Below are 21,965 nucleotides of genomic sequence, written 5' to 3' on the forward strand. Positions count from 1 at the left end.
CAGTTCCAACACGCAACTCACCGTCGTAACTTCAATCACCAAATAAAGGGTCAGCGTCATGCTCTTCGAAACCTTGATCGCCACCGCCGCCGCCGGGGGCAACAGCGCCGCCAACGCCATGAACCAGATGGGTTTCGGCCACCTGCTGGGCGAAATGCTCGCCGACCCCGGCAAGTTCGTCATGTCCTGGGTGGTGCTGATCACCCTGATCGTCATGTCGGCCATGTCCTGGTACTGGACCGTGATCAACGCGCTGAAGGCCACCCGCCTGAAGGGCGCCGCCAACCGCGTGATCAACGCCTTCTGGGAAACCCCGAACGCGCAGGACGCCATCCGCCTGATGGAAGAGCAGCCCAAGGGCGAACCCTTCTCGAAGGTCGCGCTGGACGCCGCCCAGGCCGCCGCGCACCACCAGCGCGCCGACGGCAGCAACCTGTCCGACTCGCTGAGCCGCTCGGAATTCGTCGACCGCGCCCTGCGCCAGGCCGTGACCCGCGAAAGCGGCAAGCTGCAGGCGGGCATGACCGTGCTGGCGACCGTCGCCGCCGCGGCCCCGTTCGTCGGCCTGCTCGGTACCGTGTGGGGCATCTACGGCGCGCTGATCAACATCGGTGCCACCGGCCAGGCTTCGATCGACGCCGTTGCCGGTCCGGTGGGTGAAGCGCTGATCATGACCGCGCTCGGCCTGCTGACCGCGATCCCGGCGCTGCTGGCGTACAACTTCTTCAGCCGCACCAACGCCGCGACCAACTCCCGCCTCGATACCTTCGCGCACGACCTGCACGACTTCTTCGCCACCGGCGCCCGCGTGCGCTGATCCGGCCTGGTCGTAGGTACAGGTACTAGTCAAGAACGGAGCCCGACATGGCATTCAGTACAGGCGGCGACGCCGGCGGCCCCAAGGCGGACATCAACGTCACCCCGTTGGTGGACGTGATGTTGGTGTTGCTGATCATCTTCATCATCACCGCGCCGCTGATGCAGCACAAGGTGAAGATCGAGCTGCCGGAAGCGAACTACCAGGATCCGGACAAGGACAAGAACAAGCCGCAGCAGACCATCACCGTCTCGGTGAAGGAAAACGGCGACCTGTTCTGGGGCGATGAGCCGATCAACCGCGAAATCCTCGAGTCGCGCCTGTCCAGCGCCGCCCAGCTGACCCCGCAGCCTCAGTTGAACCTGCGCGGGGACAAGACGACCAAGATGAGCACGATCAACGAGATCACCAAGGTCGCCCAGGGCCAGGGCATGTTGGACATCGGCTTTGTGGCCACCAAAGAGAAGAGGCACTAAGGCATGGCTTTCGACACCAAATCCGGTGGTGGTGGTGGTGGCGGCCCGATGGCCGACATCAACGTGACTCCGCTGGTCGACGTGATGCTGGTGCTGCTGATCATCTTCATCGTCACCGCGCCGATCATGACCTATCCGATCAACGTGGATCTGCCGCAGCGGGTGATCAACCCGCCGCCGCAGGTGAAGGAACCGCCGCCGCCGATCGACCTGCGCATCGACGCAGCGGGCCAGGTGTACTGGAACAACGGTCCGGTGAGCACCGCCGACCTGCCCAAGTTGATGGACGACGCGGTGAAGGCCGATCCGACCAACCAGCCGGAACTGCGCATCGACGCCAATCCCGACTCGCACTACGAGGTGATGGCCAAGGTACTGGCCGCCGCCAAGACCGCGCAGATGTTGAAGATCGGCTTCGTCCAGCAAGAGTTGTAATTGCTCGACGCGGGCAAGCAGTAAAGAAGAAAACGCCGCCCCCGGGCGGCGTTTTTTTTTGGACGGAGGGCGGGGTCCTTGGGCTGCGACGCCCCCGGGCGACAGGCGGACAACGATGCCGCCAAAGCCGTCTCACCAGTCCGATTCGCCAGGCTATGGCGACCCGGACCTCAACACGTCCTGCAGGTATTGTCCAAACGCGGCAACGTTTCGAACGACTCGTCCAGGTCGTCGTTGTGGCCGGCATGCATCGGTCGGCCGCCCAGGTAGACGAGGTTGTGCAGCAGCTGGGCGATGTTCCGCCGTACGGGCGTCGCATGCGCAGGCTCGGGCGTTTGCGTGGCTTCCGCCCCGGAAGGATCGAAGCTGCCGCCGCCCTGGAGGAAATCCAGGCCGCGGCTGATCGCGCCGAGTTCGCGCCACCAGGATTGTTGCGATTCGCGGTTCATGCTTGGCTCCCTTGCCGGCCCATCCGGCTTGAACAGGACACAAGCTAGTCCCATGATTGACCTTGAAAAAGCGAAAGCTGTACAAGACAGACTTGAGCGCAATTCAAGAGGTGCGAGAACGTGAGCCGCCTGCCGCTGGACCAGATCGATGCCTTCGTCACCGCCGCGCGGATGCAGAACCTGACCCGCGCGGCCGAAGCGATGCACCTGACCGTCAGCGCGCTGAGCCATCGCATGCGCCTGCTCGAGGAGCGCCTCGGCCACAAGCTGCTGGCGCGCGGGCCGCGCGGCGTCGAGTTGACCCCCGCGGGCCGGCGTCTGTTCGAAGCGGTGGCCGCGCCACTGGATGCGATCGGCGATGCGCTGCAACGGCTGGGTTCCCGCTCCGAACGCACGATCACCTTGAGCCTGATCCCGTCGATGGCGACCGCATGGCTGGTACCGCGGCTGCCGGAATTCCTCGCCGCGCATCCGGAGCTCGGCCTGAACCTGCAATCGAGCACGCGCGTGGTCGATTTCGAGCGCGAGCCGGTCGACATGGCCCTGCGCCTGGGGGGCGGGCGCTGGCCGGGTGTACGTTCCGAGCTGCTGTTCCCCGAATGGATCGTTCCGGTAGCCAGCCCCGATTTCGTCAAGCGCCATGGCAAGCCGGCGCTGGAACGACTGGGCGAACTGCCGCTGCTCGGCGATCCGTCCGAGCGCTGGAAGCAATGGTTCGACAAGTTCGGTGGTACGCCGCCGAAGCGCTACGTCGCCCAGTTCGACGACACCGAAACCTTGCATCAGGCCGCCGCCCAAGGGATGGGCGTGGCGCTGGGCCGCTGGACCCTGGCCGAACCGCTGATCCGCGCCGGCCGCCTGCTGCCGCTGACCCGCAAACGCCTGCAGGCGGACTTCGCCCACTACTTGGTCTACCCAGAACGCAGCCAGTCGCTGCCCGATTTCGCCACGGTGCGCGCGTGGGTGTTGCAGCAGGCCGGCGTCGCGCCCGCCTGACCGGAAAAGAAAAAGGGCGGGACGGCCATGGCGCGTCCCGCCCCGTGATCCTCTCCGGGAATCAGATCGAAACCGCGGCCCGACGCTGGCGACGCTGCATGGTCATGACCAGCATGACCGTCAGCAGGACGGTGGCCACGGCGAAGATGCCCATGCCCAAGTAATCGCCGCCGAGGCCGCCGGCGGTGCTCAACGCCGGATCCTGTCCGTTCGGCACGAAATGCGCGGCGTACATGCCGGTGTAGTGCATGCCGCACACGGCCACGCCCATCACCAGTGCGCTGCCCAGCATCTGCACCCAGCCGCGCAGGTTGAAGGCCAGCCACAACGCCACCGTGGAGGCGACCACGGCGATGATCACCGACAGGCCGACGATCATCGGGTCGTAGACGATTTCCGCCGGCATCCGCATCGCGGCCATGCCGGTGTAGTGCATGCCGGCCACGCCCAGGCCCATGCACAGCCCCGCCAGCAGCAGCTTGTTCCAGCCGAAGCTACCGGCGCCGGTGATCGCCAGGCCGGCCATGCAGGCGGCCACGCCGATGATCGCCGACAGCGCGGTGATGCCCAGGTCGTAGGTCACCGGGATTTCCATCCGGCACGCCAACATGGCGATGAAGTGCATCGCCCAGATCGCGCCCGCACCCAGGGCCACGCCGCCGGCGATGACGGCCTGCCAGCGTTGTCCCGAAGTCTGTGCCGTGGGAATGCCGATGGCCACCTGCAAGGCGGTGAACGAACCGAGCACCGATACCAGGTAGGACAGCAACATCAGCATCGGATCGTGGATGCATTGGATCGCATGGTCGTGCGGCATGGTATTTCCCCTTTTGGTTGATCGTCCCGGCGATGCCCGGTCAGACGTGGAAGACGAACTTGCAACACTCGCCGCCGGTGGCCCGGCAGGACGTTTCGCTGACCCGCACCATCCCCAAGTTGCCGGCCTCGTTGAGCGCGCCTTCGAGGAAGCCGCGCAGGAAATGGCACTGCGGCGCAGTGATGCCCGGACCCGGATTTGCGAACGGGCTGCCGGAGGTTTTCAACGCTTCCTCTTCCAGTTCGGCGGGCAGCAATTGGCGCAGCGCCGGCAGGGCGATCTGCCGGATCGAACCGGTCATCGGCAGGCGTGCGCCGAGGGCGAAGTCGCGTTTGTATACCCAGGCGCCGACGCGCGCGCCAACGTAGCGCAGGGTCGATTCGCGCTGGGCCGGTTCCAGTCCGCGTTCCAGGCCCAGGACCAGTCCGAACACGCGCGGATAGTCCTTCGCGATCTGCGGCAGCAGGGCTTCCACGCGCTTCTGGTCGTAAACCGCCTTGGCCTGGCTTTGCGCCGAAGCCGCCGTCGAAGACGGTGCTGCAGTGGGTGCCGCGGCAGCCGCCGGCACCGAGGCGGGTATCGCGGCCGGCGCGGTCGGGTCGTAGGGATTCGATTCCAGGCTTTGCACCAGCCAGTGCGTGCCCAGTTGCTCTTCCATCTGCAACAGGTTGGCTTCCGGTCCCTGCACCACCAGGACCATGACCACCCCGTCGGCGGTGTTGGCGCGCCGGTGGCGCAGCAGGTTGAAGCGGTTGGCGATCAGGACTTCGCCCAGTGCGAGCAGCAGGCCATCGCGTCGATCGGAGACGATCTTCAGTTCGATATCGATCAGTTTTTCCATGTTCCCCGTTTCCGTACGGCTGCTCTTGCGCAGCCGCGTGGCGGCGCATGTTTTCGTCGAAGCAGTCCCCTCCGCAAAGGAATATCACGAGCGCCGTCCCGAATAACGCGACGCGACGCACATCGGCTTGCGGGTCCATGTGAGTGGGATCACGAATCCGAAGGAGGGAGTTTTCCGTTACGCGCAGGCGCCCGTCCACGGACCGCGATGCGGTTCGGAGCACACCCTTCTTCCACGCGCAACGACACCGGATAGCATCGCTATCGCCCATGGTTATGATGGGCCATGTTCGAACCCAGCCCGATAGCGGTCCTGATCCGCGACGCCTTCGCCGATTACCACGCGCGCTTCGGCGAGATCACCCGGCGGGCGAAGCGACGCTTCGAGACCCGCGACTGGCCTGGCGCGCGCGAAGACGCGGTCGAGCGCATCGAGTTGTACGACCACTGCATCGGCGAATGCATGCTGCGCCTGCGCGCCGTGTTGCAGGACCATGCCCACGACCGCGAGTTGTGGATCGCGATACGCCGCCACTACGAACGCTCGATCGACGGGCAGATCGACCGTGAGTTGTACAAGACCTTCTACAACACCCTGACCCGGCGCTTCTTCAAGACCCGGGGCGTCGACGCGGAAATCGAGTTCGTCGCCCTCGACATCGAACCGACCGATGCGATCACCCATCCGGTCGCGCGGCACAGCTACGCGATCTCGGAACTGCGCCCTGCCGACAGCTTCGCGCGAATGTTGGCCGACTACCGTTTCGACGTGCCCTACGCGCACCCGCTGCGTTGCGCCGCCGCCATCGCTGTGCGCCTGCAGGACGACCTGGCCCATTGGGGCGACAACCCGGTGCGCGCGATCGAACTGCTCGACACGGTGTTCTACCGCGAACGCCGCGCCTACCTGGTCGGCCGGGTGTTCGGCGAACACCGCTTCTCGCCCTGCGTGATCGCCCTGGTCAACGGCGACGACGGACTGCGCGCCGAAGCGGTGCTGACCCGGCGCGCCGACGTGGCCCAGCTGTTCGGCATTTCGCGCAGCTACTTCCACGCCGACCTGGCCACGGTCGGCGATGCGGTGGTGTTCCTGCGCTCGATCCTGCCCAACAAGCCAATCGACGAGATCTACACGGTGCTCGGCCGTGCCAAGCAGGGCAAGACCGAGCGATACCGCACTTTTTTCCGCCATTTCGACGCGCAGCCGAACGAACGACTGGTGCATGCCGAAGGCACGCCGGGCATGGTGATGCTGGTGTTCACCCTGCCCAGCTATCCGCTGGTGTTCAAGCTGATCCGCGATCGCTTCGCTTACCCGAAGAAGATGAGCCGGCAAGATGTCGCGGACAAGTATTCGCTGGTGTTCCACCTGGACCGCGCCGGTCGCCTGCTCGATGCGCAGTCCTACCGCTGGCTACGCTTCCCGCGCCGGCGCTTCTCGCCGGAATTGCTGAAGGACCTGCTGCAGAGCTGCGCGCTCAGCGTCAGCGAGGACGGCGACGACATCCTCATCGACCTCTGTTACGTGCAACGACGCTTGCGCCCGTTGAACCTCTACCTGCGCGAGCAGATGCCCGAGGCTGCGCGACTGGCCGCCATCGACTACGGCCAGGCGATCCGCGACATGGCCCGGAACAACATCTTCCCCGGCGACATGCTGCTGAAGAATTTCGGCGTATCGCGCCACGGTCGCGCGGTGTTCTACGACTACGATGAGCTGTGCCCGGTTACCGACTGCAACTTCCGCGACTATCCGAAACCGGCCACCGCGGAAGAGGAAATGGCCGATGGGCCGTGGTTCTACGTCGGCCCGCACGACGTGTTCCCGGAGAAATTCCCGCAGTTCCTCGGCCTGCCCGCACCTCTTTCGAAGGCGCTGCAAGCCGTGCACGCCGACCTGTTCCGGCCGCAATGGTGGCGCGACCTGCAAGCACGGCTGCGCGAAGGCGATTACCCTGACGCGCCGCCGTATCCGGATACGTTGAAGCTGGCGTAAGCGCGCACATTGCCGAGCGCCAGCGCGTGCTAGGCTCGACGCCTTCCCGCCTGGAGATCGCACCATGAAACGCACGCTTCTCGCCGCAGCCCTGCTTTCCGGTTGCATCATGGTCTCGGCCCACGGCGCCGAGCAGAAGGCGGATGCTCCGGCCAAAACGGCCGCCAAGGCCGCGCAATCCGCCAGCGATGCGGCCGCCCTGCAGACCGTGATGCATGGCAACTGGCGCGATCCGAAGAACGTCGCCCGCGACGTCTATCGCCATCCGGTCGAGACCCTGGAATTCTTCGGCCTCAAGCCCGGCCAGACCGTCGTCGAGATCACGCCCGGCGGCGGCTGGTATTCCGAAATCCTCGCGCCGTACCTGCGCGACAAGGGTCACTATGTCGCCGCGGTAGTGGATCCGACGAAGGTGGCGGAGAACGATCGCAGCTACCAGCAGAAGTCGCTGGATGGCTTGACCAGGAAATACGCGGCCGGTGCCGCGCAGTACGACAAGGTCGAACTGGTGAAGTACGACCCGGCCGCGCCGAAACTCGGCGCCGATGGTTCCGCCGATCTGGTGCTGACCTTCCGCAATGTCCACAACTGGGTTTCCGACGACAACGCCGATGCGCACTTCAAGGCGTTCTTCGCTGTGCTCAAACCGGGCGGCGTGCTGGGCGTGGTCGACCATCGCGCCAAGCCGGACACCGACATCGAAGCGATGAAGAAGAGCGGCTACCTGACCGAGGCGCTGGTGGTTTCGCTGGCCGAAGCCGCGGGCTTCAAGCTGGACGCGCAGAGCGAGGTCAACGCGAACCCGAAGGACACCAAGGACCATCCGAACGGCGTGTGGACCCTGCCGCCCAGCAACAACCACGCGGTGGCCGACGATGCGAAGTACAAGGCGATCGGCGAGAGCGATCGGATGACCTTGCGTTTCGTGAAGCCGAAGTGAGAATTTCCTTCTACCTCCGGGATCGAAGCCGCCTCAAGCGGCTGAGGGTGGCGCGTAGCGCCGGATGAGGGCAGGAGCCAGCAGGCGCGAGACAGTCTGCATGGCAAAAGCGAGTCTTACGCCCTCATCCGCCCCTTCGGGGCACCTTCTCCGGGTGGGAGAAGGGAAGCGAAAACATGCTCATCGTATTCAACAAGCCCTTCAACGTGCTGTGCCAGTTCACCGACCGCGACCCGACGCCGCGGCGCACGCTGGCGGAATTCGGCCTGCCGGCCGGCGTGTACCCCGCCGGCCGCCTCGATTACGACAGCGAAGGCCTGCTGCTGCTGACCGACGACGGCCCGCTCGCGCATCGGCTGACCGATCCCCGGCACAAGGAAGCGAAGACCTATTGGGTGCAGGTCGAAGGGATACCGGATGAAGCGGCGTTGCGGCGCTTGCGCGAAGGCGTGGTCTTGAACGATGGGCCGACCTTGCCGGCGCAGGCACGGGTCATCGATGCGCCGGTGTTATGGCCGCGCGACCCGCCGGTGCGTTTCCGCAAGACGGTGCCCGATGCATGGCTGGAACTCACGATCCGAGAAGGCCGCAACCGCCAGGTGCGGCGAATGACCGCCGCGGTCGGCCTGCCGACCTTGCGATTGGTGCGGGTGGCCATGGGGCCGAACGAACTCGCCGATCTGCAACCAGGCGGGTGGCGCGTCGTCACGGGAGCGGAACGACTCCCGCGACCGGCCGCGAAGAAAACCGACGTGGGAGCGACGTAAGTCGCGAACGAGGTGTCGGAAAATCGGCGAAAAAACTTCGCGACTCACGTCGCTCCCACGTCGAAGTCAAACGTCGGCGTCGACGACTTCGGCCTTGCGTCTGCGGGTCGACTTCCCGGGACCTTCCACGCGGCGCGGGTCGATGCGGCGATGCGGGCCCTCGGTCGAACCTTCCATCTGCGCGCGCTTGCGCCGACGGTAGGCGGCGAATGCCAGCAGGCCGACGCCAACGCCCGCGGCGACCGCGACGACCGGATTGCGGCGCACGAAGCCGGTGGCGGCTTTGGCCCCGGTGCGCACCACGCCGAGCGCGGCGCCGGTCTGCAGCAGCTTGCCGGCGGCATCGCCGCCGAGTTTCAGTTTGCCGCCGGCCTGTTCGACCAGGTCCAGCGCACGTTCGGAAAGTTCGCCGAGTTTGCTCATCGTCGGTCTCCACCGGGTTGGGCACGCAGTGTCGCGCGCGTCATGTCAACCGGATGTTAGGCGCCGCGGATGAACCCGCGCGAAAGGATCACTCGCTCTGCAGTTCCGCGACGAAGTCGTAGGCATCGCCGCGGTAGTACGAGCGGGTGGACTCGACCACGCGGCCGTCGGCGAGGAAGGCCCGGCGTTCGACCAGCAGGCCGGGGCTGCCTTCGGGCAATTGCAGGTGCTTGGCCGCCTCGGCGTCGAGCGCGACCGCGCGCAGGCGTTGCAGCGCACGGCGCGGGCGGTGGCCGTAGTCTTCCAGCGCTTCGTATAGCGAACCGGTCACCCGTTCCGGATCCGGCAACAGCGACAGGGGCACCAGGGTGCGTTCGATGGCGATCGGCGCGCCGTCGACGTGGCGCAGGCGGTACATGCGCACCACGCCGCTGCCCGGGGACAGGTTCAGCGCCATCGATTCTTCAGGGGTGACTTCGCCGATGCTGCGCTCGAGGAAGTTCACCTGCGGGTCCAGGCCGCGCGCGCGCAGGTCCTCGGTGAAGCCGGTCAGGCGCGAGAACTGGCGCAGGATGCGTTCGGCGACGAAGGTGCCCGCGCCCTGGCGCTGGGTCAGCTGGCCGGCTTCGATCAAACCGGCCAGCGCCTTGCGGATGGTGACCCGCGACAGGCCGAGCAGCTTGGCCAGGTCGCGTTCGCCCGGCAGGGCCTGTCCGGGACGCAGCACGCCGGCGTCGATCAGGTTCTGCAGGGCGCGACGCAGGCGCAGATAGGCGACGGCACGGGTGGCTTCGCCGACCTGCAGGCGCTGGTATTCCTCGAGTAACTGGTTCTGCATGTCCGGCAAGATACCACTGACGTACCATATTGGCAATATGATCGTTTCAATGAATACCTGTTGCCCGTTCTTGGTCTAACGGTGGTATCGTCTCCTTCCGCTCCATCGACTCGCGACGCCATGACCGCCAAGACCGTACCCGTGGATGTTTTCGACCTGGTGATTTTCGGTGGCACCGGGGACCTGGCGCTGCGCAAGCTGCTGCCGGGCCTGCTGCGCCGCTATGCCGACGGGCAGATTCCCGAAGCCAGCCGCATCTTCGGCGTGGCCCGCGACAAGCTGGGCGATGCCGATTACCGCGCGCGGGTCGGCGAAGCCTTGGGCCGCGCGATCGGCGACGACGCGGCGCTGCAGGCCAAGCTGCCGGCGTTCCTGGAAAAGCTCGGCTACTTCGCCCTCGATGCGACCAAGGACGAGGGCTGGGAGGATTTCGCCGCAGCACTGGGCAATGGCGACCGCATCCATGTGTTCTACCTGTCGACCAGTCCGTCGCTGTTCGTCGACATCTGCGACCGGCTGCGCGCGCATGGCCTCAACGGCGGCAACGCGCGGGTGGTGATCGAGAAGCCGATCGGCAAGGACGCGGCCAGCGCCAAGGTCATCAACGACGCGGTCGGCAGCGCGTTCGCGGAAGGCCAGATCTTCCGCATCGACCATTACCTGGGCAAGGAAACGGTGCAGAACCTGCTGGCGCTGCGCTTCGCCAACATCCTGTTCGAACCGTTGTGGAACGCCAGCCGCATCGACCACGTGCAGATCACCGTGGCCGAAACCGTGGGCTTGGAGAAGCGCGCCGGCTACTACGACACCAGCGGCGCGCTGCGCGACATGGTGCAGAACCACCTGTTGCAGTTGCTGTGCATGGTGGCGATGGAACCGCCTGCGGCCTTGCAGGCCGACGCGGTGCGCGACGAGAAGCTGAAGGTGCTGCGCTCGCTGAAGCCGGTGCGCGGCGACGAAGTGACGCAACTCACCGTGCGCGGCCAGTACCGCGCCGGCGCCAGCAGCGGCGCGGCGGTACCGGGCTACCTGGACGAACTGGGCAAGCCGGATTCGCGCACCGAAACCTTCGTCGCGCTGAAGGCGGAAGTGGACAACTGGCGCTGGGCCGGCGTGCCGTTCTACCTGCGCACCGGCAAGCGCCTGTCCGAGCGCGTGTCCGAGATCGTCATCGCCTTCAAGCAGATTCCGCATTCGATCTTCGACGACAGCGCCGGCCCGGTGATGGGCAACAAGCTGGTGCTGCGCCTGCAGCCGGACGAAGGCGTGAAGCTGTGGATCATGATCAAGGACCCGGGCCCGGGCGGCCTGCGCCTGCAGCACGTGCCGCTGGACATGAGCTTCGCCGAGGAATTCGGCGTGCACCAGCCGGAAGCCTACGAGCGCCTGCTGATGGACGTGGTGCGCGGCAACCAGACGCTGTTCATGCGCCGCGACGAAGTCGAGGCGGCATGGGCGTGGATCGACCCGATCCTCGCCGCGTGGGAAGCCGGGCGCGACACGCCCAAGGCCTACACTGCCGGTTCGTGGGGCCCGAGCGCTGCGGTCGCACTGATCGAGCGCGACGGCCGCACCTGGCACGAAGACGCGGCGTGAGGATTGGCTGGCCTTCTCCCACCGGGAGAAGGTGGCGCGAAGCGCCGGATGAGGGAAGAAACCCTCGGGCGCATACGCAACGTCCCCGTGCATGGCGGCTCCCGCCCTCATCCGCCCTACGGGCACCTTCTCCCGGTGGGAGAAGGAACATCAAAAGCCGAGCCACATGACCGACCTGCGCCTGCTGACTTTTCCGGATTCCGAAGCCCTCGCCGAAGCCCTCGCCGCCCGCGTCGCCGATGCTTTGCGCGACGCGCTGGCCGCGCGCGATATGGCCAGCCTGGCGGTTTCCGGCGGCACCACGCCCAAGCGCTTCCTGCGCGCGCTGGCCGCGCAATCGCTGGACTGGTCCGGCGTGCGCGTGACCCTGGTCGACGAGCGCTGGGTCGGCGAGGGCAACGAACGTTCGAATGCCGCGCTGGTGCGCGAACACCTGCTGCACGGCGCCGCCGCGCAGGCGCATTTCGTGCCGCTGTACCGCGATGTGCCCCGGCCAGAAGACGCACTGGCCGAAGTCGACGCCGCGCTCGCGCCGTTGTTGCCGCTGGACGTCGCCGTGCTGGGCATGGGCCCGGATGGCCATACCGCGTCGTTCTTCCCCGGTGGCGATCGCCTTGCCGAAGCGCTGGATCCGGCCGCGTCGGCGCGGGTATTGCCGATCCGTGCGCCGGGCGCCGGCGAGCCGCGCATCACCCTGACCTTGCCGGTATTGCGGGAAGCGCGGCACCTGTTCCTGCATATCGAAGGCGAAGCCAAGCGCGAAGTGCTGCAACGCGCGGCGGGTCCCGCCGGGCGCGAGTTGCCGGTTTCCGCGGTGCTGGATGCCGCCGAACCGCCCGAAATCTACTGGTGTCCTTGAGGCCGCGCCGCCCGGCCTGCTTATAATGCGGGCCTTGTCCGGGCGTCGGTGTCCGGGCGGTGGGATCTTTCCGCAACAACCCCCCCCAGCCCAGCGCGGCCCCCGGCCGTGCCGCCAAAGGTGTGAACGTGCGCAATTACGACCTCGAATTCCTCAAGCATTTCTCCATGGTCATCGGCTTCCTGGCCCTGGTGACCCTGGGACTGATCATCGGCGCGCACTTCCTCAATGGCGTGATCCCGCCGGAGGTTTCGCCGACCGCGCAGAAGCAGCTGGAAGCGCGCATCGCCCCGGTCGGCGCGGTCTACGCCGGCAGCACCGGCGCCGCCCAGCAGGCCGCTGCGCAGGCCGCGGCCGCCGCCGCGGCATCGGCGCAGGTCGCCTACGGCGGCACCACCGACGGCAAGGTCATCTTCGACCAGTTGTGCACCGCCTGCCACACCAGCGGCGCCGGCAAGGCCCCGCGCCTGACCGCGGGCGAGTTCGGCGCGCGCGCGTCGAAGGGCGTGGACACCTTGTACAAGCATGCCATCGAGGGCTTCACCGGCCCCGACGGCGGCATCATGCCGCCCAAGGGCGGCAACCCCGCGCTGAGCGAAGAGCAGATCCACGCCACCGTCGACTGGATGCTGGCGCAGTCGAAGTAAGTCGCGTCGGATCCGCCGCACGAACGCCGCCGCAGGGCGGCGTTTTCGTTTTCGCTGTCGGCCTGCATGCCCGTGACGGCGGCTAGTGCAGAAAACGCGTAGGGGACGCGACCTCGACCTACACTTCTCTGGCGCTTCAATTGATGGAGAATTCGCATGTCGTTCCTGCGCACCGGGTTGCTGTTGCTGATGACCGCGATTCCACCGAACAGCCCGGCCGCTCCAGGTTCCGTCGCGCCCCCGGCCGACGAGGGCCCGGTGCTGCGCATCGGCCAGGTCCAGGGCAACGGCGAGCGCAGTCCGCTGGAAGGCCAGGTCGTCGTCGTTGAAGGCGTGGTCACCGGCAACTTCGGCAGCGGGTTGGGCGGCTTCTTCATCCAGGATGATGGCGACGGCGATGCCTCGACTTCCGACGGCTTGCTGGTGATGCCCGCCGCGGAAAACCTGCCGCCCGTGCGCGCAGGCCAGCGCGTACGCGTGCGCGGCCACGTGACCGAGGACAAGGCCGACAATCCGCGCGGCACCATGACCGTGCTGCGCGCCACGCGCATCGATGCGCGCGGCGCCGGCGAAGTCGCCGCGACGAAGCTTTCCGCACCGCCGATGGACTGGGAGGCGCTGGAAGGCATGCGCGTGCAGGTTGAGGCGACGCTGACCTTGAACGGCACCGATGCGCGCTTCGGCGAAACCCTGGCCAGCTTCGACGGCCGCCTGTGGACGCCGACCGAACTGGCCGAGCCCGGCAGCGAGCGGATCAAGCAGGTCGAAGCCGACAATGCGCGCCGCAGGATCGTGCTGGACGATGCCAGCAACCGTCGCGACCCCGACAAGCTCTGGTACCTGCCGCAAGGCGAAGTGCGCGGCGGCAGCACCACGACCGGTGCGGAAGGCATCGTCGACCAGCGCCACGGCGGCTGGCGCCTGCAATTGATCGAGCCGCTCCGGGTCGCCGCGGCGCCACGGGGCGAAGCGCCGCAAGTCGCCGGCAACGTGCGCGTGGCGGTATTCAACCTCGAGAACATGTTCAACGGCGATGGCCACGGCGGCGGTTTCCCGACCTCGCGCGGCGCGCGCACGCCGCAGCAGCTGGAGGCGCAGACCGCGAAGCTGGTGGCCACGCTGCGCGCGCTGAATCCCGACATCGCGGCGCTGATGGAACTGGAGAACGACGGCTATGGGCCCGAATCGAGCATCGCCCAGTTCGTCGCGGCGTTGAATGCGGACGGCTCCGACTGGCGTTTCATCGACACCGGCGCCGGGCCGGGCATCGACACGATCCGCGTCGGCCTGATCTATCGCGCATCGAAGGTCGCGCCGGTCGGCAAGTTCGCCGTGCTCGAAGGCGGCCCGTTCGGCGAACGCAGCCGCGTGCCGCTGGCGCAGGCGTTCCGCCGCGGCGACGATGGCCAGCCGTTCACCGTGGTCGCCAACCACTTCAAGTCGAAAGGCTGCAGCGAAGCCGAAGGCCTCGACCGCGACCAGGGCGACGGACAGGGCTGCTGGAACGCGCTGCGGGTGGATTCGGCGCGCCGCCTCGACGCGTGGCTGAAGACCGATCCGACCGGCAGCGGCGGCCGCGCGGTGGTGGTCGGCGATTTCAATTCGTATGCGATGGAAGATCCGCTGCGCTACCTGCGCGATGCCGGCTGGCAGGATGCCTTCGTCGTCGCTGGCGTGCAGGAGCCCTACAGTTTCATGCACGAAGGCCGCCTCGGCCGCCTAGACCATGCCCTGCTCAGCCCGGCGCTGGCCAAGTCGCTGCGCGGCGCGGCGGAGTGGCACAGCAACGCCGACGAATCGCGTCGCCATGGTTACGCACAAGGCAACGAAGCTGGCCCGTGGCGGAGTTCCGACCACGATCCGATGCTGTTGGGTTTCGATCTGTAGCGTTCTCGTTCTCCCGGAGAGAGAAGGAAAGGCCAGGCGCTATCATTCACCGATGACTTATCCCGATTTTCCGGCCGCATCCGCCACGCTGACCCTGCCCGGCCCTGCCGGCGCCCTCGAAGTCGCAGTCGATCTGCCGCGTGCGGAAGAAGCGCGCCCGGTCACCGCCATCGTCTGCCATCCGCTGTCCACCGACGGCGGCACCCTGAACAACAAGGTCGTCACCACCGCCGCACGCGCGCTGCGCGAACTCGGCGTGGCGACCGTCCGTTTCAACTTCCGTGGCGTCGGCCATTCGGCCGGCGAGTTCGACCATGGCGTCGGCGAGCTCGACGACCTGCGCGCGGTGGTCGCGTGGGTGCGCCAGCAGCGTCCGCACGATGCGTTGTGGCTGGCCGGTTTCAGCTTCGGTTCGTACGTATCGTTGCGCGGAGCCAAGGAGCTCGGCGCCGACGCGGTGATTTCCATCGCGCCGCCAGTCGAGGGCCGAGGCTGGGATTTCGGCCCGATCGACCTGCCCGAAGTACCGTGGCTGGTGGTGATGGGCGATGCCGACGAGATCGTCGATCCGCAGGCGGTGTACGCCTGGCATGCCGCGCTGCCCGATCCGCCGGTGCTGGTACGCCTGCCCGAAACCAGCCATTTCTTCCACGGCAAGCTGATCGAACTGCGCGAAGCGATCCAGCACGTCGCGCGCGACTGGCTGCCATCGGCATGAACGATTCCGCGGAGCGGGCGCCGCTGCCCTCGCAAACGTATGCCGCCGGCGCGGCGCGCGGCGACTGGCAAGACGACCCGGCCCAGCATCCGGCCCTGGCCGAACTGGACCGCATCCATTCGCAGCTGCTGGCATCGACCCAAGGCGGGGGCCTGTTCGGTCGGCTGTTCAAATCGAAACCCGAACCGGTGAAGGGGCTGTATTACTGGGGCGAAGTCGGGCGCGGCAAGACTTTCCTGGTCGATCTGTTCTACGACGGCCTGCCGATCAAGGAAAAGTACCGCACGCATTTCCATCGCTTCATGCGCAACGTGCACGAGCGTTTGCGCGCGCACGCCGGCGAGGCCGATCCGTTGGCGAAGATCGTGCGCGAAGCGCGCGGTCGGCTGCGCGTGCTGGTGCTGGACGAATTCTTCGTCACCGACATCGGCGACGCGATGTTGCTGGCCAGGCTGCTGGAACACATGGTCGCCGAGGGCATCACCCTGGTCACCACGTCGAACACCGCGCCGGAGAACCTGTACAAGGACGGATTGCAGCGCGCGGGCTTCCTGCCGGCGATCGCGCTGATCCAGCAGCATTGCGTGGTGCTGCGCTCGGGCGGCGATGAAGACTACCGTTTGCGTGCGTTAACCCGTTCGCCGGTGTACCGCGCGCCGCTGGATGCGCAATCCGACGGCTGGCTGGCCGCGCGCTGGAAGGAACTCAGCGGCGGCAGCGACGCGCATGCCGGGAACATCGAGATCGACGCGCGCAAGATTCCGGTGCGCGGACGCGGCAAGAGCATCGTCTGGTTCGATTTCGCCGCGCTGTGCGAAGGCCCGCGCGGCACCACCGATTACATCGAGGTCGCGCGCGAGTTCAACACCGTGCTGCTCGGCGACATCCCCTCGTTCGGCGCGTTGAACGAAGACGCCGCGCGCCGGTTCGTCAACCTGGTCGACGAGCTCTACGATCGCCACGTCAACCTGGTCTGCACGGCCGCCGCCGCGCCGACCGCGCTGTACTCGGGCACGCGCCTCGGCAACGCGTTCGAACGCACCGCTTCGCGGTTGATCGAGATGCAGAGCGCGGAATACCTCGCGACTTCGCACCGGGCCTGAAACGCCCGTCCATTGCGGTGGGCGGCCGGCAAACAAATCGCTTGCAATTACATAGCGCGCTATGTATATTGTTGCCATGAGCTCCCGCCCACTCCCCGCCGACGCCAGCGCGCTGCGCCTCGACAACCAGCTGTGCTTCGCGCTGTATTCGGCCAACCTGGCCATGCACAAGCGTTACCGGCAGTTGCTGAAAGGCCTGGGGCTGACCTATCCGCAGTACCTGGTGATGTTGGTGTTGTGGGAACGCGACGGGCTGAGCGTGTCGGAGATCGGCGAGCGCCTGTTCCTGGACTCCGCGACGCTCACGCCGCTGCTCAAACGGCTGCAGGCGGCAGGCCTGGTCACCCGGACCCGCGCCAGCGGCGACGAGCGCCAGGTGATCGTGGGGTTGACCGCCGAAGGCCTCGCGCTGCGACGCAAGGCCGGCAGGATTCCGGAGCAATTGTTCTGCGCTACCTCGTGCAGCCTGGATGACCTGGCGGCGATGAAGCGGCAGCTGGAAGCCCTGCGCACGGACCTGGAACGCGGCGCATGAAGGGCTTGGCGCATCGGTTCGTTCCGACACATATATAGCGCACGATTAAATAGCAAGCAAAGCCGGTCGTGGTGCCCGGCCCCTCCCGCGCCACCTACACGGAGAAATCTGATGTCGCTCGAAAAAGTGCTTTACACCGCCCACGCCACCGTCACCGGCGGTCGCCAGGGCAACGCCCGCGGCGCGACCGGCCTGGAACTGGAGTTGAGCCTGCCCAAGGAAATGGGTGGCGCCGGCGGCGCCGGCACCAATCCCGAAGAACTGTTCGCCGCTGGCTATGCCGCCTGCTTCATGGGCGCGCTGAAACTGGTCGCGGGTCGGGAAAAAATCGCCATCCCCGCCGATACCTCGATCGAAAGCGAAGTCGGCATCGGTCCGCAAGGCGGCGGCTTCGGCATCCAGGCCGCGTTGCGCGTGCGCATCCCGGGCCTGGCGCAGGAACGCGCGCAGGAACTGATCGAGAAGGCGCATCAAGTGTGCCCGTATTCGAATGCCACGCGCGGCAACATCGACGTAGTGCTTACCGCGGTCGCCTGAGGCGCCGCATCGACCCGCGTGGCGGCGCAGGGGACGCCTTGCGGCGCCACATCGGGGTTGAGGGAAGAACCGATGGCCCGGTCGTCGGATCCCTATTTTTCCCACGGCGGCACGCCGCCGAAATGCGCTTCGAGGAAATCGACGAAGGCGCGCACGCGCGGCGGCACGAAGCGGCGCTGCGGCATCACCGCGTGAATGCCGGTTTCCGGGATCGTCCAATCGGGCAGCACGAGCTGCAGGCGGCCTTCGCGCAGGTCGGCGGCGACGTGCCAGTACGAGAACAGCGCGATGCCTTCGCCGGCCACCGCCGCGTCGCGCAGCAGTTCGCCCAGGGTGCTTTCCAGCCGGCCGGTGACGCGCACTTCGGCTTCGGCGCTGTCGGCGCGGCGCAGGTGCCAGTGGTCGCGGCGGCGATGGCTGTCGAACAGCAGCAGGCAGTTGTGCTGGGCCAGTTCGTCCGGCGTCGCGGGCGCGCCGTGCCGGCGCAGGTAACCGGGCGACGCGCACAGCACCCGGCGATTTGCGGCGATGCGGCGCGACACCAGGCTGGAATCGTCCAGCTCGCCGATGCGGATGGCCAGGTCGAAGCCGTCGCCGACCAGGTCCACGGTCTGGTCGCTGAGGTGGGCGACCACGCGCACCAGCGGATGCCGCGACATGAACTCCGGCAGCAGCGGCGAGACGTACATGCGGCCGAAGGTCGCGCCCATGGTCACGCGCAGGTTGCCGGCCACCTCCGAACCGGAACGGCGCAGACCCGAAGCCAGCGCTTCGAATTCCTCGACCAGCGGCCGGCCCTGCTCGGCCAAGGCCAGGCCTTCCGGGGTCGGGTGCAGGCTGCGCGTGGTGCGCTGGAGCAGACGCACGCCCAAGCCGTCTTCCAGCCGCTTCAGGCGCTGGCTGGCCACCGCCACCGACAGGTCGAGGCTGTGCGCGGCGGCGGTGATCGACCCCAGGTCGAGCACGCGAAGGAACAGGCTGAGATCGCCGATCCGGTCCATTTTCAATGATTTATTGAAATTGATTCGGCATATTGGTGGTTTTTCGAGAAAGAGGGAAGCCGCATCCTGCCCGCCTTTCTTTCGGATCGTCCGTCATGGCCTTCCCAGCTACCTCCGGCTCCCGGCGCATGCCCTTGGCCGTTTACGCCCTTACTGCCGGCGCCTTCGGCATCGGCACCACCGAATTCGTGATCATGGGCCTGCTGATGCAGGTTGCCGCCGACCTGCACGTGTCCATCGCCAGCGCCGGGCTGCTGATTTCCGGTTATGCGCTGGGGGTGTTCGCAGGCGCGCCGTTGCTGACGGCCGCGACCGGCCGGCTGCCGCGCAAGGCAGTGCTGGTCGCGTTGATGGTGGTATTCACTCTCGGCAATCTCGCCTGTGCGCTGGCGCCGAACTACGAAGTGCTGATGGCCGCGCGCGTGCTGACCTCGCTGGCCCACGGCACCTTCTTCGGCGTCGGCGCGGTGGTCGCCACCTCGCTGGTCGACGAAGACCGCAAGGCTTCGGCGATCTCGATCATGTTCACCGGCCTGACCGTGGCCACCCTGCTCGGCGTGCCGGCCGGCGCGTGGCTGGGCCTGCATTACGGCTGGCGGATGACGTTCTGGGCGGTGGCGGCGATCGGCGTGGTCGCGACCGTGGTGATCGCGACGATGGTGCCGCGCGACCGGGGTACGCGCGAGGCCGGCCGCTTCGGCGACGAACTGCGCGCGGTGGCGCGCCCGCCGGTCTTGCTGGGCCTGCTGATGACCGTGCTCGGCTTCGGCGGCATGTTCACCGTCTACACCTTCATCCAGCCGTTGCTGACCCAAGTCACCGGCTTCGCCGACGCGGCGGTGTCGCCGATCCTGCTGGTGTTCGGCGTGGGCATGATCGTCGGCAACCTGGTCGGTGGACGCTTCGCCGATCGTGGCCTGGCCAAGGCGCTGCTCGGCACGCTGGCCGCGCTGGCCGTGGTGATGGCGCTGATGGCCTTCGCCCTGCACAGCAAGGTCGCGATGGTGCTGTTCACCGGCCTGCTCGGCGCGGCTGCGTTCGCCACGGTGTCGCCGCTGCAGTTGTGGGTGCTGCGCAAGGCCGAAGGCGCGCAGAGCCTCGCTTCCAGCCTGAACATCGGTGCGTTCAACCTGGGCAACGCCTTCGGCGCCTGGCTGGGCGGCGCGGTGATCGCGTCCGGCACCGGCCTGCCGGCGCTGACCTGGGTGGGCGCCTTGGTGCCCGCGTCCGCGTTGCTGGTCGCGTTGTATGCGATCCGCCGCGAACGGACGCGCGACGAAGTCGCCGTTTGCGCCGACGCGGCCTGAACCCGGTCTTTCGCAGAATCCATCCAGAACACGCCGTTCGAACCAGGAACCGATCATGTCCATTCCCGACTTCGGCCTCGGCACCTTCCGCCTGAAGGGCCAAACGGTGATCGACTCGGTGCGCGATGCGCTCGATGTCGGTTATCGCGCCATCGACACCGCGCAGATCTACGACAACGAAGCCGACATCGGCCGGGCCATCGCCGAATCCGGCGTGTCGCGCGACGAGCTGTTCCTGACCACCAAGATCTGGATCGACAACCTCGGCAGGGATGCCCTGATCCCGAGCCTGAAGGCCAGCCTGGACAGGCTGCGCACCGACCGCGTCGACCTGACCCTGATCCACTGGCCCTCTCCCGGCGGTGCGGTGCCGCTGGCCGACACCCTCGAAGCGCTGGCCGAAGCGCGCGCGCAAGGGCTGACCCAACAGATCGGCGTGTCCAACTTCACCATCGACCTGCTCGGCCAGGCCATCGACATCACCGGTGCAGGCAGTATCGCGACCAACCAGGTCGAGATCAGCCCCTACCTGCAGAACCGCAAGCTGGCCGCCTACGCGCAGGCGCAAGGCATTCGGCTGACTTCGTACATGACCCTGGCCTTCGGCAAGGCACTGCAGGATGAAGTCATCCGGGACATCGCGGCGAAACACGGCGCGACGCCGGCGCAAGTCGTGCTGGCATGGGCGTTGCGGCATGGATGGGCGGTGATCCCGTCCTCGACCAAGCGCACGAACCTGCAAGGCAACCTCAAGGCGCGCGACCTGCGCCTCGACGACGCGGACCTGGCGCGCATTGCCGCGCTGGACCGCAACGAGCGCCTGGCCAATCCCGATGGTCTCGCCCCGGCGTGGGACTGACGCGGGCGCTGCGGCACCGAACCCCCTGATTTCCCCTTGTTGAAGGAAGGCTCACCAATGGAAACCCGTTTTCTCGGCGCATCCGGCCTGAAAGTGCCGGCGCTCGGCTTCGGCGTCGGCACTTTCGGCGGCAAGGGGCCGCTGTTCTCCGCGTGGGGCAACATCGACGTGGACGAGGCGCGACGCCTGATCGATATCTGCCTCGACGCCGGGGTCAACTTCTTCGACACCGCCGACGTCTATTCCGAGGGCGCTTCGGAGGAAATCCTCGGCGCCGCATTGAAAGGCCGCCGCGACCGCGCACTGATTTCGACCAAGACCGCGTTGCGGTTGGGCGACGGCCCCAACGACGTGGGCACTTCGCGCCTGCGCCTGCCGAAGGCGGTGGACGCGTCGCTGCGCCGACTTGGCACCGACTACATCGACCTGCTGCAGTTGCACGCCTTCGATGCGCACACGCCGGTCGAGGAAACCCTGTCCGCGCTCGACGATCTGGTCCGCGCCGGCAAGGTGCGCTACGTCGGTGCGTCGAATTTCTCCGGCTGGCAACTGATGAAATCGCTGGCCGTCGCCGACCGGCGCGGCCATCCGCGCTACGTCGCCAACCAGGCGTACTACTCGCTGATCGGCCGCGACTACGAATGGGAACTGATGCCGCTGGGCCTGGACCAGGGCGTCGGCGCGGTGGTGTGGAGTCCGCTGGGCTGGGGTCGCCTGACCGGCAAGATCCGTCGCGGCCAGCCGCTGCCGCCGAACAGCCGCCTGCACGACACCGCCGGCTTCGCCCCGCCGGTCGACGAGGAACGCCTGTATCGTGTGGTCGATGCGCTGGACGAGATCGCGGCGGAAACCGGCAAGAGCATCCCGCAGATCGCGTTGAACTGGTTGCTGCAACGACCGACGGTTTCGACGGTGCTGATCGGCGCGCGCAACGAGGAACAGTTGCGGCAGAACCTCGGCGCGGCCGGCTGGAACCTCGATGCCGCGCAGGTCGCGCGGCTCGATGCGGCCAGCGCGGTCATGCCGCCGTCGCCTTATTACCCGTACTGGAACGGCATGTTCACCGAGCTGGCGCCGCCGCCGGTCTCCGTCGCGGGACTATAGCGCGCCGGTCTCGCGGCG

Annotated in this window: 24 protein-coding genes; 18 read left to right on the forward strand and 6 right to left on the reverse strand. The window is 67.1% G+C overall.

Going from position 1 to position 21,965, the window contains the following annotated elements; translation table 11 throughout:
• Positions 1 to 58 precede the first annotated feature (58 nt).
• The 3 genes from J5837_RS05710 to J5837_RS05720 are packed head-to-tail and all read left to right on the forward strand — an operon-like array spanning position 59 to position 1,728.
• A complete protein-coding gene (locus tag J5837_RS05710; protein ID WP_210535730.1) occupies positions 59 to 817 on the forward strand; it encodes a MotA/TolQ/ExbB proton channel family protein in 759 nt (252 codons plus the stop codon).
• 47 nt (positions 818 to 864) lie between these two features.
• On the forward strand, positions 865 to 1,293 hold the full coding sequence (locus J5837_RS05715; protein WP_210535731.1) for an ExbD/TolR family protein: 429 nt from the start codon (positions 865 to 867) through the stop codon (positions 1,291 to 1,293).
• A 3-nt stretch (positions 1,294 to 1,296) separates the two neighbouring features.
• Positions 1,297 to 1,728 (forward strand): ExbD/TolR family protein, encoded by a 432-nt coding sequence (locus tag J5837_RS05720; RefSeq protein WP_210535732.1) that lies wholly within the window; start codon positions 1,297 to 1,299, stop codon positions 1,726 to 1,728.
• 170 nt (positions 1,729 to 1,898) lie between these two features.
• Here J5837_RS05720 and J5837_RS05725 read toward each other — a convergent pair whose 3' ends face one another.
• A complete protein-coding gene (locus tag J5837_RS05725) occupies positions 1,899 to 2,177 on the reverse strand; it encodes a hypothetical protein (RefSeq protein WP_210535733.1) in 279 nt (92 codons plus the stop codon).
• Positions 2,178 to 2,297: 120 nt separating this feature from the next.
• Between J5837_RS05725 and J5837_RS05730 the strand changes: the two genes are divergently transcribed.
• The gene (locus J5837_RS05730) at positions 2,298 to 3,173 is read left to right on the forward strand and encodes a LysR substrate-binding domain-containing protein (RefSeq protein WP_210535734.1); all 876 of its coding nucleotides are present in this window, start codon (positions 2,298 to 2,300) and stop codon (positions 3,171 to 3,173) included.
• Positions 3,174 to 3,234: 61 nt separating this feature from the next.
• On the opposite strand, the gene J5837_RS05735 is transcribed toward J5837_RS05730, so the two are convergent.
• Both J5837_RS05735 and J5837_RS05740 read right to left on the reverse strand, forming a co-directional pair.
• Positions 3,235 to 3,990: an MHYT domain-containing protein gene (locus tag J5837_RS05735; RefSeq protein ID WP_210535735.1), complete on the reverse strand. Its 756-nt coding sequence runs from the start codon at positions 3,988 to 3,990 to the stop codon at positions 3,235 to 3,237.
• A 40-nt stretch (positions 3,991 to 4,030) separates the two neighbouring features.
• Complete coding sequence (locus J5837_RS05740; protein WP_210535736.1) at positions 4,031 to 4,831, reverse strand: V4R domain-containing protein; 801 nt, start codon at positions 4,829 to 4,831, stop codon at positions 4,031 to 4,033.
• A gap of 285 nt (positions 4,832 to 5,116) precedes the next feature.
• Here J5837_RS05740 and aceK point away from each other — a divergent pair, with 285 nt between their 5' ends.
• From aceK to J5837_RS05755, 3 genes are all read left to right on the forward strand, one after another.
• Positions 5,117 to 6,826 (forward strand): bifunctional isocitrate dehydrogenase kinase/phosphatase, encoded by a 1,710-nt coding sequence (aceK, locus tag J5837_RS05745; RefSeq protein ID WP_210535737.1) that lies wholly within the window; start codon positions 5,117 to 5,119, stop codon positions 6,824 to 6,826.
• 64 nt (positions 6,827 to 6,890) lie between these two features.
• Positions 6,891 to 7,766 (forward strand): class I SAM-dependent methyltransferase, encoded by an 876-nt coding sequence (locus J5837_RS05750; RefSeq protein ID WP_210535738.1) that lies wholly within the window; start codon positions 6,891 to 6,893, stop codon positions 7,764 to 7,766.
• Positions 7,767 to 7,942: 176 nt separating this feature from the next.
• The gene (locus tag J5837_RS05755; protein WP_210535739.1) at positions 7,943 to 8,533 is read left to right on the forward strand and encodes a pseudouridine synthase; all 591 of its coding nucleotides are present in this window, start codon (positions 7,943 to 7,945) and stop codon (positions 8,531 to 8,533) included.
• A 66-nt stretch (positions 8,534 to 8,599) separates the two neighbouring features.
• Here J5837_RS05755 and J5837_RS05760 read toward each other — a convergent pair whose 3' ends face one another.
• Together J5837_RS05760 and J5837_RS05765 are read right to left on the reverse strand one after the other, a co-directional pair.
• Complete coding sequence (locus tag J5837_RS05760) at positions 8,600 to 8,956, reverse strand: hypothetical protein (RefSeq protein WP_210535740.1); 357 nt, start codon at positions 8,954 to 8,956, stop codon at positions 8,600 to 8,602.
• 88 nt (positions 8,957 to 9,044) lie between these two features.
• The gene (locus J5837_RS05765; protein WP_210535741.1) at positions 9,045 to 9,794 is read right to left on the reverse strand and encodes a GntR family transcriptional regulator; all 750 of its coding nucleotides are present in this window, start codon (positions 9,792 to 9,794) and stop codon (positions 9,045 to 9,047) included.
• Between the two features lie 120 nt (positions 9,795 to 9,914).
• On the opposite strand from J5837_RS05765, the gene zwf reads away from it, so the two are divergent.
• The 8 genes from zwf (at position 9,915) to J5837_RS05805 (ending at position 17,676) form a co-directional block, all read left to right on the forward strand.
• The gene (gene zwf / locus J5837_RS05770) at positions 9,915 to 11,390 is read left to right on the forward strand and encodes a glucose-6-phosphate dehydrogenase (protein WP_210535742.1); all 1,476 of its coding nucleotides are present in this window, start codon (positions 9,915 to 9,917) and stop codon (positions 11,388 to 11,390) included.
• A 166-nt stretch (positions 11,391 to 11,556) separates the two neighbouring features.
• Positions 11,557 to 12,249 carry a 6-phosphogluconolactonase gene (gene pgl / locus J5837_RS05775; protein WP_210535743.1) on the forward strand — a complete coding sequence of 231 codons (693 nt, stop codon included), beginning with the start codon at positions 11,557 to 11,559 and terminating at the stop codon, positions 12,247 to 12,249.
• Between the two features lie 128 nt (positions 12,250 to 12,377).
• Positions 12,378 to 12,896, forward strand: coding sequence for a c-type cytochrome (locus tag J5837_RS05780; RefSeq protein ID WP_210535744.1), 519 nt, complete (start codon positions 12,378 to 12,380; stop codon positions 12,894 to 12,896).
• Positions 12,897 to 13,085: 189 nt separating this feature from the next.
• A complete protein-coding gene (locus J5837_RS05785) occupies positions 13,086 to 14,783 on the forward strand; it encodes an ExeM/NucH family extracellular endonuclease (RefSeq protein ID WP_210536156.1) in 1,698 nt (565 codons plus the stop codon).
• A 52-nt stretch (positions 14,784 to 14,835) separates the two neighbouring features.
• The gene (locus J5837_RS05790; protein ID WP_210535745.1) at positions 14,836 to 15,501 is read left to right on the forward strand and encodes an alpha/beta hydrolase; all 666 of its coding nucleotides are present in this window, start codon (positions 14,836 to 14,838) and stop codon (positions 15,499 to 15,501) included.
• Positions 15,498 to 16,604, forward strand: a complete 1,107-nt coding sequence (gene zapE / locus J5837_RS05795) for a cell division protein ZapE (RefSeq protein WP_210535746.1) — start codon at positions 15,498 to 15,500, stop codon at positions 16,602 to 16,604. Before J5837_RS05790 ends, zapE begins: the two co-directional genes overlap by 4 nt.
• 76 nt (positions 16,605 to 16,680) lie before the next feature.
• Positions 16,681 to 17,139: a MarR family winged helix-turn-helix transcriptional regulator gene (locus tag J5837_RS05800; RefSeq protein ID WP_210535747.1), complete on the forward strand. Its 459-nt coding sequence runs from the start codon at positions 16,681 to 16,683 to the stop codon at positions 17,137 to 17,139.
• 111 nt (positions 17,140 to 17,250) lie between these two features.
• Positions 17,251 to 17,676: an organic hydroperoxide resistance protein gene (locus tag J5837_RS05805; RefSeq protein ID WP_210535748.1), complete on the forward strand. Its 426-nt coding sequence runs from the start codon at positions 17,251 to 17,253 to the stop codon at positions 17,674 to 17,676.
• 92 nt (positions 17,677 to 17,768) lie between these two features.
• Here J5837_RS05805 and J5837_RS05810 read toward each other — a convergent pair whose 3' ends face one another.
• The gene (locus J5837_RS05810; protein WP_210535749.1) at positions 17,769 to 18,677 is read right to left on the reverse strand and encodes a LysR family transcriptional regulator; all 909 of its coding nucleotides are present in this window, start codon (positions 18,675 to 18,677) and stop codon (positions 17,769 to 17,771) included.
• Positions 18,678 to 18,772: 95 nt separating this feature from the next.
• On the opposite strand from J5837_RS05810, the gene J5837_RS05815 reads away from it, so the two are divergent.
• From J5837_RS05815 to J5837_RS05825, 3 genes are read left to right on the forward strand one after another with little or no spacing between them, the layout of a single operon-like run.
• Positions 18,773 to 19,984: an MFS transporter gene (locus J5837_RS05815; protein WP_210535750.1), complete on the forward strand. Its 1,212-nt coding sequence runs from the start codon at positions 18,773 to 18,775 to the stop codon at positions 19,982 to 19,984.
• Positions 19,985 to 20,039: 55 nt separating this feature from the next.
• Positions 20,040 to 20,843, forward strand: a complete 804-nt coding sequence (gene dkgB / locus J5837_RS05820) for a 2,5-didehydrogluconate reductase DkgB (protein WP_210535751.1) — start codon at positions 20,040 to 20,042, stop codon at positions 20,841 to 20,843.
• Positions 20,844 to 20,900: 57 nt separating this feature from the next.
• A complete protein-coding gene (locus J5837_RS05825; protein ID WP_210535752.1) occupies positions 20,901 to 21,947 on the forward strand; it encodes an aldo/keto reductase in 1,047 nt (348 codons plus the stop codon).
• The last annotated feature ends 18 nt before the right edge of the window (positions 21,948 to 21,965 follow it).

Origin of the sequence: Pseudoxanthomonas helianthi (genome assembly GCF_017939625.1) — a bacterium.
GTDB lineage: Bacteria > Pseudomonadota > Gammaproteobacteria > Xanthomonadales > Xanthomonadaceae > Pseudoxanthomonas_A > Pseudoxanthomonas_A helianthi.

Coding starts and splice junctions, on each gene's coding strand:
- J5837_RS05710 (WP_210535730.1), top strand. CDS start 59: ATGCTCTTCGAAACCTTGATCGCCACCGCCGCCGCCGGGGGCAACAGC.
- J5837_RS05715 (WP_210535731.1), top strand. CDS start 865: ATGGCATTCAGTACAGGCGGCGACGCCGGCGGCCCCAAGGCGGACATC.
- J5837_RS05720 (WP_210535732.1), top strand. CDS start 1,297: ATGGCTTTCGACACCAAATCCGGTGGTGGTGGTGGTGGCGGCCCGATG.
- J5837_RS05725 (WP_210535733.1), bottom strand. CDS start 2,177: ATGAACCGCGAATCGCAACAATCCTGGTGGCGCGAACTCGGCGCGATC.
- J5837_RS05735 (WP_210535735.1), bottom strand. CDS start 3,990: ATGCCGCACGACCATGCGATCCAATGCATCCACGATCCGATGCTGATG.
- J5837_RS05740 (WP_210535736.1), bottom strand. CDS start 4,831: ATGGAAAAACTGATCGATATCGAACTGAAGATCGTCTCCGATCGACGC.
- aceK (WP_210535737.1), top strand. CDS start 5,117: ATGTTCGAACCCAGCCCGATAGCGGTCCTGATCCGCGACGCCTTCGCC.
- J5837_RS05750 (WP_210535738.1), top strand. CDS start 6,891: ATGAAACGCACGCTTCTCGCCGCAGCCCTGCTTTCCGGTTGCATCATG.
- J5837_RS05755 (WP_210535739.1), top strand. CDS start 7,943: ATGCTCATCGTATTCAACAAGCCCTTCAACGTGCTGTGCCAGTTCACC.
- J5837_RS05760 (WP_210535740.1), bottom strand. CDS start 8,956: ATGAGCAAACTCGGCGAACTTTCCGAACGTGCGCTGGACCTGGTCGAA.
- J5837_RS05765 (WP_210535741.1), bottom strand. CDS start 9,794: ATGCAGAACCAGTTACTCGAGGAATACCAGCGCCTGCAGGTCGGCGAA.
- zwf (WP_210535742.1), top strand. CDS start 9,915: ATGACCGCCAAGACCGTACCCGTGGATGTTTTCGACCTGGTGATTTTC.
- pgl (WP_210535743.1), top strand. CDS start 11,557: ATGACCGACCTGCGCCTGCTGACTTTTCCGGATTCCGAAGCCCTCGCC.
- J5837_RS05785 (WP_210536156.1), top strand. CDS start 13,086: ATGACCGCGATTCCACCGAACAGCCCGGCCGCTCCAGGTTCCGTCGCG.
- J5837_RS05790 (WP_210535745.1), top strand. CDS start 14,836: ATGACTTATCCCGATTTTCCGGCCGCATCCGCCACGCTGACCCTGCCC.
- zapE (WP_210535746.1), top strand. CDS start 15,498: ATGAACGATTCCGCGGAGCGGGCGCCGCTGCCCTCGCAAACGTATGCC.
- J5837_RS05800 (WP_210535747.1), top strand. CDS start 16,681: ATGAGCTCCCGCCCACTCCCCGCCGACGCCAGCGCGCTGCGCCTCGAC.
- J5837_RS05805 (WP_210535748.1), top strand. CDS start 17,251: ATGTCGCTCGAAAAAGTGCTTTACACCGCCCACGCCACCGTCACCGGC.
- J5837_RS05810 (WP_210535749.1), bottom strand. CDS start 18,677: ATGGACCGGATCGGCGATCTCAGCCTGTTCCTTCGCGTGCTCGACCTG.
- J5837_RS05815 (WP_210535750.1), top strand. CDS start 18,773: ATGGCCTTCCCAGCTACCTCCGGCTCCCGGCGCATGCCCTTGGCCGTT.
- dkgB (WP_210535751.1), top strand. CDS start 20,040: ATGTCCATTCCCGACTTCGGCCTCGGCACCTTCCGCCTGAAGGGCCAA.
- J5837_RS05825 (WP_210535752.1), top strand. CDS start 20,901: ATGGAAACCCGTTTTCTCGGCGCATCCGGCCTGAAAGTGCCGGCGCTC.